Here is a 13,269-nt window from a genome sequence, read left to right on the forward strand (position 1 = left end):
GCAACACTGAGGGAAATAAAGCTCAAAATACCAGATTTTGAGTATTAATTGAATTTATCAGTTTTAAGATTGAATGTGTTGCGATGAAACTTGCTAATAAGCAGACAGTAAGAGGTTCTTAGATATCATTATCTGTTATGGAAACTCTATTATGCTAGACACATTGTTAGATTCAGCAACATCTCTCTCGGCAGATCAAGAACAAGCTTTAGTTTTACCTTTAAGAAATGTAGGAATTGCAGATATCCCGTTAGTTGGCGGTAAAAATGCTTCTTTAGGAGAAATGATTCAGCAATTGCGGCGTAAGGGAGTCAAAGTACCAACAGGCTTTGCGACAACTGCTTTTGCTTACCGTTACTTTATTTCTGCGGCTGGAATAGAAGCACAACTCAGAGAGATATTTGCCGATTTAAATGTGGAGGATGTACAGAATCTGCGGCAATGCGGTAAAAAAGCACGAATGTTGATGTTGCAAACTCCATTTCCAGCAGATTTACAGGATGCGATCGCTCAATTTTATCAAAATCTTTGCCAAGAATACGGTGCTGATACTGATGTTGCTGTGCGTTCTAGCGCCACCGCCGAAGATTTACCTGATGCTAGTTTTGCTGGTCAACAAGAAACTTATTTAAATGTCCACGGACTGCAAGCACTTCTAGAATCTTGCCATAAGTGTTTTGCCTCGATTTTTACTGACCGTGCGATTTCCTATCGCCAAATTAAAGGCTTTGATCACTTTAATATTGCCTTATCAGTGGGCGTACAAAAAATGGTGCGTTCTGATTTGGCGGTGTCTGGTGTAATGTTTTCCATTGATACCGAAACAGGTTTTAAAGATGCCGCTTTAATTACCGCCGCCTATGGTCTAGGCGAAAACGTTGTCCAAGGTGCAGTCAACCCCGATGAATATTTGGTATTTAAACCAACGCTCAAACAAGGTTATCAACCAATTATTCAAAAGCGTCTAGGTACGAAAGAAATCAAAATGGTCTATGACCTAGAAGGCTTGAAATTAACTAAAAATATTTCCGTCCCCAGCGCCGAAAGAAATCAATACGCCCTCAATGATCAAGAAATTCTCCAATTAGCAAACTGGGCTTGCGTTATTGAAGAACATTATTCCCAAGTGCGGGGAACTTACACGCCGATGGATATTGAATGGGCGAAAGATGGTTTGACCAATGAATTATTTATTGTGCAAGCCCGTCCAGAAACCGTCCAATCGCAAAAAACCAAAAATGTTCTCAAACAATATCAACTCAAAGAAAAGGGAGAGGTACTGCTAACAGGTCGCAGCGTTGGTGAAATGATTGGCCAAGGTAAAGCCAGAGTTATTTTAGATGTTCGCCAAATTAACCAATTTCAACCGGGAGAAGTACTAGTTACTAACCGCACTGACCCTGATTGGGAACCAATTATGAAACGGGCGAGTGCCATTGTTACTAATTCTGGCGGTAGGACTTGTCACGCAGCGATTATCGCCAGAGAAATGGGAATCCCGGCGCTTGTTGGTAGCGGAAATGCCACAACTGTTTTAAAAACTGGGCAAGAAATTACTGTCAGTTGTGCTGAAGGTGAAACGGGGAAAGTTTATCAAGGTTTATTACCTTACGAAGTCCAAGAATTACCTTTAGAAAACTTGCCCCGCACACGTACACAAATCATGATGAATTTGGCTAATCCTGAAGAAGCTTTGGGTTTAACTGCGATTCCGAATGATGGTGTAGGTTTAGCCAGGATGGAATTTATTATTAACAACCACATTAAAGCCCATCCAATGGCCTTGATTCACTTTGATCAGTTAGAAGATGAATTGGCAAGATACAAAATTACTGAGTTAACTGCCCAATACGAAGATAAAACTAAATTCTTTGTTGATAAACTAGCCCAAGGTATTGGCACGATCGCAGCTGCTTTTTATCCGAAACCTGTGATTGTGCGGCTATCCGATTTCAAGAGTAACGAATACGCCAATCTCTTGGGTGGTAAGCAATTTGAACCCAAAGAAGAAAACCCGATGATTGGTTGGCGTGGTGCTTCGCGTTATTACGATCCTCGTTACCGTGAAGGTTTCGCCCTAGAATGTCAAGCGATGAAGCGGGTAAGGGATGAAATGGGTTTGACTAACGTCATTCTGATGATTCCTTTCTGTCGGACTCCCCAAGAAGGTAAGCGTGTATTAGCAGAAATGGCACAACATGGTTTAGTGCGCGGGGAAAATGGACTGCAAGTTTATGTGATGTGTGAATTACCGAGTAACGTCCTATTAGCAGATAAATTTAGTGAAATCTTTGATGGCTTCTCCATTGGTTCCAACGATTTAACGCAATTGACCTTGGGACTTGATCGAGATTCGGAATTAGTCGCCCATTTATTTGATGAACGGGATGAAGCAGTGAAGAGAACTATTGTTAATGCGATCGCCACTGTTAAGCAATATGGTCGCAAAATTGGGATTTGTGGTCAAGCACCAAGCGACTATCCAGAATTTGCCCGCTTCTTAGTTGAACAGGGAATTGATTCTATCAGTCTCAACCCTGACTCGGTACTCAAGACATTGTTAGAAATTGCCAAGGCGGAAGAACAAGAATGAAGTCTGTAGCTGTCAGAATTTCATAATATTGTTCCTACTCTCCCCACTGCCTAATCTCACATGAAGTAGAGACTTTACATACAACGTCTCTACTTCTACAGTTCTGCCATTTTTATTTTTTTAAATCATCAGCATCAATCATATTTGATTTTTTCAACAACCTATACCTATACAATTTTTGCTTTTTTAACCTCATAACCCAATATGGTTCAGTTAAGAGAATAGTAGGTTGGGTGTAGCGATCGCGTAACCCAACAAAGTATGCGTGAATGTTGGGGTTACGTTCCTCCACTTAACCTACACCTATACTTTTTTAACTTAATAACCAAGAAATCAATGACAAACAATTTTAAATCTATGTTCAAGAAAATTTTAGTAGCTGTTCATAATACAGAAATTGGTCATCATGTTTTTGAACAAGCTTTATCATTAGCAAATTTAACTAATGCTGAGTTAATGATATTGCAAGTAATTTCTCCTTTAAATGATGAATTTCTCAATACTTCAACCACGGAAATACATAGTACTTATACATCATCCCAGAGGCAGAATATAGAATATTATTTAGGAGAATGGGAAAAATTAAAGCAACAAGGCATTGAGTTTTTAACATTACTAGCCAATCAAGCGATCGCTAAAGGGATAGCCGCAGAATTTACCCAAGAATTAGGTGATCCTGGTCGCATGATTTGTGAAGTGGCTAAAAATTGCCATATTGATGTCATAGTTATTGGTCGTTGTGCTAAAAGTGGACTTGCGGAATTATTTCTGGGTAGCGTGAGTAATTACGTCTTGCATCATGCACCCTGTTCAGTTTTGACAGTTCTCAATTATTCGTGAATTGATATGAGATTTTAGCAGAAACTTATTGTGGTTGATTAGCGTCGTGTAGGCAGAGCATTTTAACCAATATCAAAAGTTATGAACCGAAAGCAGATAATTTTGATTGCTTGTGCTGTGAGTTTATTATCTGTTGGTGCGATCGCTACAAGACAGATCGAATCAAAATCTACTGATGAAGTATTAGTAACAAACTTGACGCAGCAAATTGCTCAACTGGAAGTAAAACAAGCACTTTTAGCATCTATATATACACAAGATGCACCACAATTTACTCAAGTGATTGCAGAAAAAGCAAATTTAGCACAACGTCTTGAACAATTACAGTCGCAGAGTTATCAAACTCAAGTTGTGGTTGCTACGACCAATGCCCTAGAGTCAAAACTAGGAGAATTAGAAGTAGAATATGCCAAAGACCGTTCAAAACTCAGTGAACATCATCCTGTACAACAAACCCGCCAATCACAGATGAATAATATACGTCAGCGTCTGATAGCATTGCGTTAGTTTTGGCAATAGTGTAGCTGATTTGATGAATGCGATCGCTTCTGGGTTAAATAACGAGAAAACCGTCTCAGAAGGTACTCTTCCAATTGCCTAAAATTGATATCTTCCTGTTAACAGCGAAAGTGTTGTCAGGTAGATTAATGACAAGAATTAATGGATTTATTGGTCGCCGTAACTTTTTGAAATTTGCCGGGACAGGTAGTTTAGCGATCGCAGCGACAACTATTGGTGGTAGCTTAATAGGTAATATCCCAAAAACTGCGATCGCTGATGTTCATCCAGCTAATCCAAATCCAGTCAATCCTAGTCAGGCTCTCAAACTTTTGCTGGATGGGAATCAACGCTTTATCCAATACAAACGCCAATATCCCCATCAATCATTGGCACGTTTAAAATTAGTAGCCAAAGCACAGTACCCTTTTGCTGCTATTTTAGGTTGTGCTGACTCTAGAGTTCCCACAGAAATTATTTTCGACCAAGGACTAGGAGATTTATTTGTGGTGCGCGTTGCTGGTAACGTCGCTAGTGACATGACTATCGGTAGTTTGGAATATACTACAGCCGTCCTTGGTACACAATTGATTGTGGTTTTGGGTCATACAAAATGTGGTGCTGTCGCCGCAGCCATGAAAAACGACCCAATGCCCGGTATGATTAGCGACATAGCTGAAAGTATTAAACCAGCATTAACCAACTTGAATCCCACTAATGCGGTCATTGCCAATGTGCAGTATCAGTCAAAAAAAATACAACACAGTTCGCCAATATTAACTCAATTACTAAAAGCCAAAAAACTTCAAATAGTTGGTGCTTGCTACGATATCGATACTGGCAAGGTGAATTTAATTACTTAAATTATCAGGTAGATACAGCAATTCTATTTGATTTGTGGACATCCTACTGCTTCAGATCCCCGACTTTTTCCAGAAGTTGGGGATTTTGTCGTTCACCAATAATTCCAAGTGCGATCAATGCTGTTTATGTCTTACATACACTAATTTGTGACTTAAGTCTTGTGGACATAGAAAAATTAACCATAGATTAAATCCATACTTCACCATATTATTCTGCCATGAAAATTATGTTTAGTAAAAATACACCACTCTGATATATTGCAGTAAATGACAAACATTGAAAATTACTAAGTTCAAGTAACAAATCTATCTTTACCTAAAAGACAAAGTATGGTATACAGCATTGTATTTTAGGTAAAAGAATTTAATTTGATACTGTACACAGTAACTCAGGGAAAATTTACTGTTGGGAGTGAGGTAGACTAATGAGCAAGATTAATGGCTTTGTAGGGCGGCGAAATTTTTTGAAAATAGCTGGTGTAGGTAGTATTGGTGCGAGTGCTGCTGCTACTAGTCTTTTAAAAGGAGAACCAGCCGTTGCTCAACAAAAACCTGATACTGATGCAAAGCCGGAACCTGTAAATCCTGGCACAGCTTTGAAAAGAATTATTGAAGGTAATCAAAGATTTGTAGAAGGAAAGCGACTCAACCCCAATCAATCAAGATTGCGTTTACAAGAAACTGCTGTCGCCCAATATCCATTTGCTTCTATATTAGGTTGTGCTGATTCTAGAGTACCTGCGGAAATTGTTTTTGACCAAGGATTAGGAGATTTATTTGTTGTGCGAGTTGCTGGAAATGTCGCCAGCCAAACAGCTATCGGTAGTTTAGAATTTGCTACATCTGTATTAGGTTCACAGCTAATTGTAGTTGTTGGTCATGCAAAATGTGGTGCAGTATCAGCAGCAATTCAAGGCGCACCACTACCGGGAAGAATTGGAGTATTTGTAGAGGAAATCAAACCCGCAGTAGAATCGGTGAGGCACAAAACAGGCAGTTTAGATGAAAATTCGATTATTGCCAATGTGCAGTATCAAGTAGCAAGATTATCTGAAAGTTCGACAATTTTAAAAGGCTTAGTCAAAGAAGGTAAATTGAAGATAGTTGGCGGACGTTATGACCTGACAACAGGTAAATTTACACTGGTAGCGTGAGATGGCGAGTAACTTTGTCAATAAAAATTGCTAAGTTGCAAGAGAATCAGATTTTAATAAATTTACATAACTGATAGCTGCTAATCACAGAATAAAGAGTAGATATGATGAGGGTGAGGAAATCTCACCTTTTTTTTATACCAATTAACCAGAACTGACAATGACAGACTTTCGAGAAATTCCCGTATGGGAAAAAGCCCATGAACTCACAGTTGCTATTTATGAAATTACCAGAACCTTTCCCGAAGCGGAATTATTGGGTTTAACACAGCAAATTCGGTTAGCCTGTGCCGCAATTCCGATTAAAATAGCCCAAGGATGCGATCGCGATGATAAAACCGAACAAATCAACTTGCTGGTGTTGGCGAAGGATGCAGCGATTGAAGTGGAATATTATCTGCTGCTTTGTTATGAGTTAGATATGCTCACCCCATCTGATTACGATCGCCTGATTAGCAGTGTAGTGGAAGTCAAGCAACTTTTAATATCCTTTATTGACAAGCAGAGTCGGAACTTTTGAATATAGCAGTTATTAAACTTCTACCACAACACATCCAAATGATCCGCAGCCACGCCGAAAGTACCTACCCCAACGAATGCTGCGGAATTATCCTGGGCTATCTAGAAAATCAGATTAAAACTGTCGTCGAAATTATCCCCACAGAAAACGCCTGGAGTGCTGAGTCAGCGAACTTCGCCCCTAACACAGAACGCAGCGAAACCAGCAGATATGCGATCGCACCCCAAGATATGTTACAAATACAAAAATCAGCGCGGGATAAATCATTAAACATAATTGGCATTTATCACTCCCACCCTGATAACCCCGCAATTCCTTCCGAATGCGATCGCCTGTATGCTTGGCCTGCATACTCGTATATAATAGTTTCCGTTCAAAATAGCCAAGCTGGCGAACTCCTTAGTTGGAGTTTAGATGACCAGCATCAGTTTCAACGAGAGACAATCGATACCATAAATTCAGCTACTTAAGTTAAATAAACACATCATTTTTCGATAGGATTAATGATCCGTTCGTCCACAGCACAACTGCTATGTTAAATCCCAACCTGGATGAAATCCAGCTAACTAAAGACGACTACGAACGATACTCTCGCCACTTGATTTTGCCAGAAGTCGGTGTCGAAGGTCAAAAACGCTTAAAAGCCGCCAGTGTATTATGTATCGGTACAGGTGGTTTAGGTTCTCCACTGCTGCTATATTTAGCCGCAGCTGGTATCGGCCGCATTGGTATTGTGGATTTTGATGTTGTTGATACTTCTAACCTACAACGTCAAGTAATTCACGGTACTTCTTGGGTAGGTAAACCCAAAATTGAATCAGCTAAAAACCGCATTCACGAAATTAACCCTTATTGTCAGGTTGATTTATACGAAACTCGTCTGAGTTCCGAAAACGCCCTCGATATTGTTCGTCCTTACGATATCGTGGTGGATGGAACTGATAACTTCCCCACGAGATATCTAGTCAATGATGCTTGTGTATTGCTGAACAAGCCCAACGTTTACGGTTCGATTTTCCGGTTTGAAGGTCAAGCAACGGTATTTAACTACGAAGGTGGGCCGAACTACCGTGACTTGTATCCCGAACCACCACCACCAGGAATGGTTCCTTCCTGTGCAGAAGGCGGCGTTTTGGGCATTTTACCAGGAATGATTGGTGTGATTCAAGCCACGGAAACTGTCAAAATTATTCTCGGTAATAGTAATACTTTAAGCGGTAGATTATTGCTATACAACGCTCTGGATATGAAATTCCGGGAGTTGAAACTGCGTCCTAACCCCATCCGCCCAGTGATTGAAAAGCTGATAGACTACGAGCAGTTCTGCGGTATTACCCAAGCCAAGGCGGAAGAAGCCAAACAACAGCAAGAAATTGCCGAAATGACTGTGACAGAATTAAAAGCATTGCTAGATAGTGGTGCTAAAGATTTTGTCTTGTTGGATGTGCGTAACCCTCACGAATACGACATTGCGAAAATTCCTGGTTCGGTATTAGTACCACTACCAGATATTGAAAGCGGTCATGGTGTAGCTAAGGTAAAAGAAATCCTCAACGGACACCGCTTGATTGCTCATTGTAAGATGGGCGGTCGTTCTGCCAAAGCCCTCAGCATCCTCAAAGACGCGGGAATTGTTGGTACAAATGTCAAAGGCGGGATCAACGCATGGAGTCGAGAAGTTGATTCTTCGGTTCCTGAATATTAAGAATCATCTGTCAATTAAACAGAAAAAATCCGGGGGGAGGTAATATAAATTACTTCCCCTTTCTCTGTTATGAGTATTGTGCGATCGCCTGCCCAGGTTTTATGGTTGCAAGTATTAGCGTTAGCAGCCGTACAAGGGTCAATTAGCCTAGCTTGGTTAATTTACAATTCATATTTGCCCCAACTACTGACGCAGTTTGGTTTTTCTGCATCTTTGGCGGCTGGTTTGCTAGTTGTTGAAAATGCTTTGAGTGCAGTCTTAGAACCTGTGATGGGTGGACTTTCCGATAAATCTCAGCGTTGGGTAGGAAGTCGTTTTCCCTTCATCTCTGTGGGTGTGATTCTTTCATCAACCCTGTTCATTGCAATACCATGTATGGTAACTTTTGTCCAGCCAACGGCAATTATGCGATCGCTTTTACCGCTAACTCTGGTAGCCTGGGCGTTAGCTATGACTATATTTCGCAGTCCGGCTATGGCTTTATTGTGGAAATATGCCACACCGCCCCAGTTACCATCAGCCGTGAGCATTGTGACTGTGGTTGGGGGTACAATTGGGGCGTTTCGACCCATAGCAAGTCAATATATTCTGAGTTTTGGGGCAGTTTTCGCCTTTACAATTGCTTCTTTTGTGATGTTGGCAGTGGCTTGGCTATTACGTTGGTTGAACCCTCCCGACACACCAAATCTTCAGCAGGAAACCACAACTGTCAAATTACCTTATCTCACATTGAGTTTAATTTTTGCCACTGGTATTGGTGTCGCCTGGGGTACAAGGCTATTAATGAACACCTTAACGCAATTGCTCAAGTTACAATTTTCTGGGCAAAATATTGACATGCTACTAGTTTACATTGGGCTGGCGATCGCCATCTCTGCCCTACCAGCCGGAGTTTTTGCAGTCAAACTCGGTAATAGTCAGGCAATGCTAGTGGGTGTAGTTACCACAATTATTTCCATATTAGCGATCGCTTTTACAGGTGCTATCTTACCGCTAATTATTTTGTTAGTACCAAGTTTTAGTACCATTATCAATGGTGTAATTCCTTTAGCTTTGGAATTAATGCCTCCCAATTGGGGAGGTTTGGGTATAGGGACTTACTTTGGTGGGTTTGCTTTAGCCATGAGTTTATTTGGCTGGTTATTTCCCCACGCTGCAAAAATCACACCGATAAATAGCAGTTTGTTTTGTGCTTTGGCTTTCTTGTTAGTAGGTATTTGCGTCACAACTGCTAATCAATGGTTTAAGAAAGAAGTGTAGAAGTATAGGTATCTCAAAGCTCTTACACCCGTAAACCCTTGCACCCAGTCTCAACAGACGACCTTGGCGTTTAAATCCTGAGTCAAATCCCATAACTACGATGATATGGTTTCAGCAACGTCTTGGCTTGATAAACATAAACAACATTTACAACCTCTCCACCCCGACGCAATACTATTTGTTCAATTTCTTCCAAGCTGCGAAAATGATGGCGATAACTAGCCATTAAATCTTGTCTCAAATTAAACGGTGCAGTGGTAATATATAGCGCGTCTTTACCTACCCATTGTTCCGCCGTAGACCAAAAAGCAAAGCCACGGTTATCATTGCCAATATCAAAACAAGTAATCGGAATTTCTGCTAAAGGTTGCAACGCCATCGCAATCGGGCCTGCTACATAATAGCGATTAGTAAATATAAAACTAGAATTTTGCAGTGCATTTTTCAAAATTGTTGATTCACGAAATTTATCTCGGAGTTGTTGAACATCAATTAATTCTGTAGAAGGGTCATACTTAACAGGTAAAAATCCACCCAATAAAGCATACTGGCTAGGTTTTTGGAATATACCGATGGTTAATTGCAGTAATAAAATCAGCATAATACTAGCAATTATCATTCCTGAACCTAATAGCCAGCGTCGCACCCAGCGTGATGATTTCTGATCCCAAATTACAACTTGTTGTCCTAATAATAAAGTAATTCCCCAAAATCCCGGCATTGCCCAAGCGGGTAAAATTTGCCGATATCCTCCAATCAAAGTGAAGCCTAATATTAAAGGTAGAGATAGCCAGAAAATTAAGAGTTTAGCGGGATAAAAATCATCTTGATAAGTTAATGATTTTTGCGCCAAAATTTGCTGAATTTTTCTAATAATTGGCTGTAAACTAATATGCCATAAAGGGAAACCTATAGTGGGAAATAAATAAGCTACTTGAGCCAAAGCAACTAATAATACATTTAGTAAATTGTAGCCACTTTGAGGTACGGCTCTTGCTGATTGAAAACTAAAAGATACCCAATTATGCTGCATATTCCAGAACACAATCGGGGAGATGGTGATTATAAATAATCCTAAACTAAACCATGCCCAAGGCGATCGCACTACAACCCGATGCGGTGGACTAGTCGCACAAAAACCAACTAACCCTAGTCCTAAAATAAACCCATGATATTTACTATTACAAGCTAACCCGACCAAAATTCCCAAAATGGCTAAACGGTAACTGGGAACATACAAAGACCTGCGGAGAAACTCAGCCACCGCACAATATAAACTAGCCGACCAAAACAAGATTAAGGGACTGTCTGGTAAACTCAATACACCAAAACCAACTTGAAAAATGGGGCTGATGGTAGCAATGGCTAAAGTAAACACAGCCGCCTTGACAGAAAATATTCTTTGACTCGTTAAATATAAAAATATCAAACTACCTGTATAGCAAAGTATCGCGCCTAAACGAATGGTAAATTGTGAAACTTCTCCCGTTAACCAAGTTCCAAAACCAGTCGTGAGGGCGACTATCGCCGGATGATCAAAATAGCTCCAGTCGAGATGTAAACTGTAAATATAGTAGTACGCTTCATCAAAGGTAGGGTAAAGCCAAAAAGCAATTATGGCTCTAAATAATAATCCTCCGACCAATAAAAAAAGCACTGATTGATGAGCTTTTCTAGTCAAACATTTTTGAGATATTTGCATTTATTTATATTTTGTTTTTTCAAAAATTTGCACATCGTAAAGATATTTATAAGATTTTCCCTTTATACAATACAGCAAAAACAGAGTGTTGCCTGTGCCAAAATAAAATGTAAGTAAAATTACGGTCTTGACCAATGGCGTGGAATCCAGGGCAGCATTTATTTGGCGATCGCTACACAATCGAGAGACAATTAGGCGAAGGTGGGATTGGTCTGACTTACCTGGCTAAAAATCGGCGCGGTGAATTGCGCGTTATTAAAACTCTCAAACCACAAATCCTGAATCGTCCCGCGTGGAGAAGCCAGCAAGAAAAATTACGCCAAGACTTTCGGAATGAAGCTTTGCTACTGGCTTTGTGTCGCCATCCTCATATTGTGCAAGTAGAGAATGTCTTTGATGAGGATAACTTGCCATGTATGGCAATGGAGTATATCGCAGGTCAAGATTTAGCGGATAAAATTATCGAGAAAGGAGCATTATCAGAAGCCGAAGCACTGCTATACATTAGGCAAATTGGTGACGCATTGACTGTAGTTCACGAAAAGGGCTTGCTGCATCGAGATTTAAAGCCAAATAACATTATGCTCCGGGCGGGTAAACAAGAAGCGGTGTTAATTGACTTTGGTATTGCCAGACAATTTATTTCCGGTGAAGTCCAACAACACACACAACATCTTACCCCTGGTTTTGCGCCACCAGAACAGTATTTACCTAAAGCAGAACGGGGAGAATATATTGATGTTTACGCTTTATCAGCAACGCTTTATGCTTTGCTGACTGGACAAACGCCCATATCAGCATTTGAAAGACAGTGTAACTATAACCTGAAACAACCCCAATATTTAAATCCCAAAATTAGCGACAGGGTGAATGAGGCAATTATGAAGGGGATGGAGCTAAATTACAAGTTGCGTCCCCAGTCGGTGCAAGAGTGGTTGGATGTGTTGCTAGATACTGCACCATCAATACCAGAAAATTATGATGGAGAAATTATCATCTTCGGCCCAAGACCTTCTGGTAAGTCGACCTATGTGAAAACTTTAGCTTACTTACCAAATTTGCTAAAAACAGATATATTGCAGTCTATTGAACAGCACGATGGCCATAATTTAGTTGAGATGGCAGAGCATTTTCTAGCTAACGGGCAAAACTTGCCTCCAATGGACAGAAACTATAGTTATTCGCTATCAATCACCCTAAATTTTAACGTTAATTTAATCAGAAAACAACAAATTAAACTTGCTTTTAGTTGCGAACTATATCCCGGAGAACTGTTTAATGATGGACTTGTTTGGTTTCCATTGATCCGTGATGAGTTCCTAGATGATTGTTCAAAGACAAAATATCTAGCATTAATAATCAATGCTACATCAAAAGCAGATATACTCACTGCTCAAGCTTTGTCAACCTTGGAAGGCGAGTTAAATAGACGAGTTTCTGCAAGTGAGCAATCTAAATATCGGATAGCAGTGATGTTCTCCCATTTTGATCTACCTGAAGTATATCCTTACAGAAATAATCTCAACCAATTTATTACTCTGAAATTTCCTGAAACACAGATGATTTTACAAAGTTGGAGTCTTACTTGGCATTGCTCAGTTGCTTATTTTGCCTATTCTGCATTTGGTATGATGGAAAATTCGTATGAACCAAATTTTAAATATTCTTATGAAGATGATTATACAAAATATGGATATCTTAAAAATCCTGCAATTTGGAAACCTTTTGGTTTAGTTGCACCAATATACTGGTTATTAACTGGAAAGTATGATACAAGATTGACTGATATTTAGGCGTAGGTTAGGTTGAGGAACGTAGACGCAAAGCGGCTTCCCGCAGGTTAACCCAACATCCTCAAGACTTTGTTGGGTTTCGCGATCTTTTAATAGCGTTCGTTGCGTCGCCTTTACCCGGATTTCTCACAAGCAGTAAAAAATCAATTTACATGACCTGATATGAGACATTTTTTTGATACATCATCAATGAAAATTTAGGTGCGGAGATGAGTTAAGTATAAAACCGCAGTTATAAAGCTAAAATAATTACTATATTTTTACTGAGATTAAAATCAAAATACTCGGTTGATAAAATGCCCGCATTCTCAAAAAAGACTTGTATCAACCCAAGCCTAAAG

The 13,269-nt window shown here is 39.9% G+C and carries 12 protein-coding genes; 10 read left to right on the top strand and 2 right to left on the bottom strand.

The window, feature by feature from the left end:
- Window positions 1-151 precede the first annotated feature (151 nt).
- Window positions 152-2,593 (top strand): phosphoenolpyruvate synthase, encoded by a 2,442-nt coding sequence (gene ppsA, locus H6G28_RS15355; protein ID WP_190671834.1) that lies wholly within the window; start codon window positions 152-154, stop codon window positions 2,591-2,593.
- 112 nt (window positions 2,594-2,705) lie between these two features.
- Here the strand turns inward: ppsA and H6G28_RS15360 are convergent, their stop codons facing one another.
- Complete coding sequence (locus tag H6G28_RS15360; RefSeq protein WP_190671837.1) at window positions 2,706-2,885, bottom strand: hypothetical protein; 180 nt, start codon at window positions 2,883-2,885, stop codon at window positions 2,706-2,708.
- Between the two features lie 65 nt (window positions 2,886-2,950).
- Between H6G28_RS15360 and H6G28_RS15365 the strand changes: the two genes are divergently transcribed.
- The 8 genes from H6G28_RS15365 (at window position 2,951) to H6G28_RS15400 (ending at window position 9,433) form a co-directional block, all read left to right on the top strand.
- The gene (locus H6G28_RS15365) at window positions 2,951-3,433 is read left to right on the top strand and encodes a universal stress protein (RefSeq protein ID WP_190671840.1); all 483 of its coding nucleotides are present in this window, start codon (window positions 2,951-2,953) and stop codon (window positions 3,431-3,433) included.
- An 81-nt stretch (window positions 3,434-3,514) separates the two neighbouring features.
- Window positions 3,515-3,940: a hypothetical protein gene (locus H6G28_RS15370; RefSeq protein WP_190671843.1), complete on the top strand. Its 426-nt coding sequence runs from the start codon at window positions 3,515-3,517 to the stop codon at window positions 3,938-3,940.
- Between the two features lie 140 nt (window positions 3,941-4,080).
- Window positions 4,081-4,794 carry a carbonic anhydrase gene (locus tag H6G28_RS15375; RefSeq protein ID WP_190671846.1) on the top strand — a complete coding sequence of 238 codons (714 nt, stop codon included), beginning with the start codon at window positions 4,081-4,083 and terminating at the stop codon, window positions 4,792-4,794.
- Between the two features lie 425 nt (window positions 4,795-5,219).
- Entirely contained in the window at window positions 5,220-5,948 is a 729-nt protein-coding gene (locus H6G28_RS15380; RefSeq protein WP_190671849.1) for a carbonic anhydrase, read from the top strand.
- A 160-nt stretch (window positions 5,949-6,108) separates the two neighbouring features.
- Window positions 6,109-6,468, top strand: coding sequence for a four helix bundle protein (locus tag H6G28_RS15385; protein ID WP_190592917.1), 360 nt, complete (start codon window positions 6,109-6,111; stop codon window positions 6,466-6,468).
- Window positions 6,465-6,938: a M67 family metallopeptidase gene (locus H6G28_RS15390; RefSeq protein WP_190671852.1), complete on the top strand. Its 474-nt coding sequence runs from the start codon at window positions 6,465-6,467 to the stop codon at window positions 6,936-6,938. The genes H6G28_RS15385 and H6G28_RS15390 overlap by 4 nt, the downstream gene beginning before the upstream one ends.
- A 62-nt stretch (window positions 6,939-7,000) precedes the next feature.
- Window positions 7,001-8,173: a molybdopterin-synthase adenylyltransferase MoeB gene (moeB, locus tag H6G28_RS15395; RefSeq protein WP_190592915.1), complete on the top strand. Its 1,173-nt coding sequence runs from the start codon at window positions 7,001-7,003 to the stop codon at window positions 8,171-8,173.
- A gap of 69 nt (window positions 8,174-8,242) precedes the next feature.
- A complete protein-coding gene (locus tag H6G28_RS15400; protein ID WP_190671854.1) occupies window positions 8,243-9,433 on the top strand; it encodes an MFS transporter in 1,191 nt (396 codons plus the stop codon).
- Between the two features lie 82 nt (window positions 9,434-9,515).
- Here H6G28_RS15400 and H6G28_RS15405 read toward each other — a convergent pair whose 3' ends face one another.
- The gene (locus H6G28_RS15405) at window positions 9,516-11,135 is read right to left on the bottom strand and encodes an ArnT family glycosyltransferase (RefSeq protein WP_190671857.1); all 1,620 of its coding nucleotides are present in this window, start codon (window positions 11,133-11,135) and stop codon (window positions 9,516-9,518) included.
- Between the two features lie 134 nt (window positions 11,136-11,269).
- On the opposite strand from H6G28_RS15405, the gene H6G28_RS15410 reads away from it, so the two are divergent.
- Entirely contained in the window at window positions 11,270-12,928 is a 1,659-nt protein-coding gene (locus H6G28_RS15410) for a serine/threonine protein kinase (RefSeq protein WP_190671860.1), read from the top strand.
- The last annotated feature ends 341 nt before the right edge of the window (window positions 12,929-13,269 follow it).

It is taken from the genome of Nostoc sp. FACHB-190 (assembly GCF_014696905.1).
Taxonomy (GTDB): Bacteria; Cyanobacteriota; Cyanobacteriia; order Cyanobacteriales; family Nostocaceae; genus Nostoc_B.

What these genes read in the sequence shown, in the direction of transcription:
- ppsA (WP_190671834.1), top strand. Translation starts at nt 152, where the DNA reads ATGCTAGACACATTGTTAGATTCAGCAACATCTCTCTCGGCAGATCAA.
- H6G28_RS15365 (WP_190671840.1), top strand. Translation starts at nt 2,951, where the DNA reads ATGTTCAAGAAAATTTTAGTAGCTGTTCATAATACAGAAATTGGTCAT.
- H6G28_RS15370 (WP_190671843.1), top strand. Translation starts at nt 3,515, where the DNA reads ATGAACCGAAAGCAGATAATTTTGATTGCTTGTGCTGTGAGTTTATTA.
- H6G28_RS15375 (WP_190671846.1), top strand. Translation starts at nt 4,081, where the DNA reads ATGACAAGAATTAATGGATTTATTGGTCGCCGTAACTTTTTGAAATTT.
- H6G28_RS15380 (WP_190671849.1), top strand. Translation starts at nt 5,220, where the DNA reads ATGAGCAAGATTAATGGCTTTGTAGGGCGGCGAAATTTTTTGAAAATA.
- H6G28_RS15385 (WP_190592917.1), top strand. Translation starts at nt 6,109, where the DNA reads ATGACAGACTTTCGAGAAATTCCCGTATGGGAAAAAGCCCATGAACTC.
- moeB (WP_190592915.1), top strand. Translation starts at nt 7,001, where the DNA reads ATGTTAAATCCCAACCTGGATGAAATCCAGCTAACTAAAGACGACTAC.
- H6G28_RS15400 (WP_190671854.1), top strand. Translation starts at nt 8,243, where the DNA reads ATGAGTATTGTGCGATCGCCTGCCCAGGTTTTATGGTTGCAAGTATTA.
- H6G28_RS15405 (WP_190671857.1), bottom strand. Translation starts at nt 11,135, where the DNA reads ATGCAAATATCTCAAAAATGTTTGACTAGAAAAGCTCATCAATCAGTG.
- H6G28_RS15410 (WP_190671860.1), top strand. Translation starts at nt 11,270, where the DNA reads ATGGCGTGGAATCCAGGGCAGCATTTATTTGGCGATCGCTACACAATC.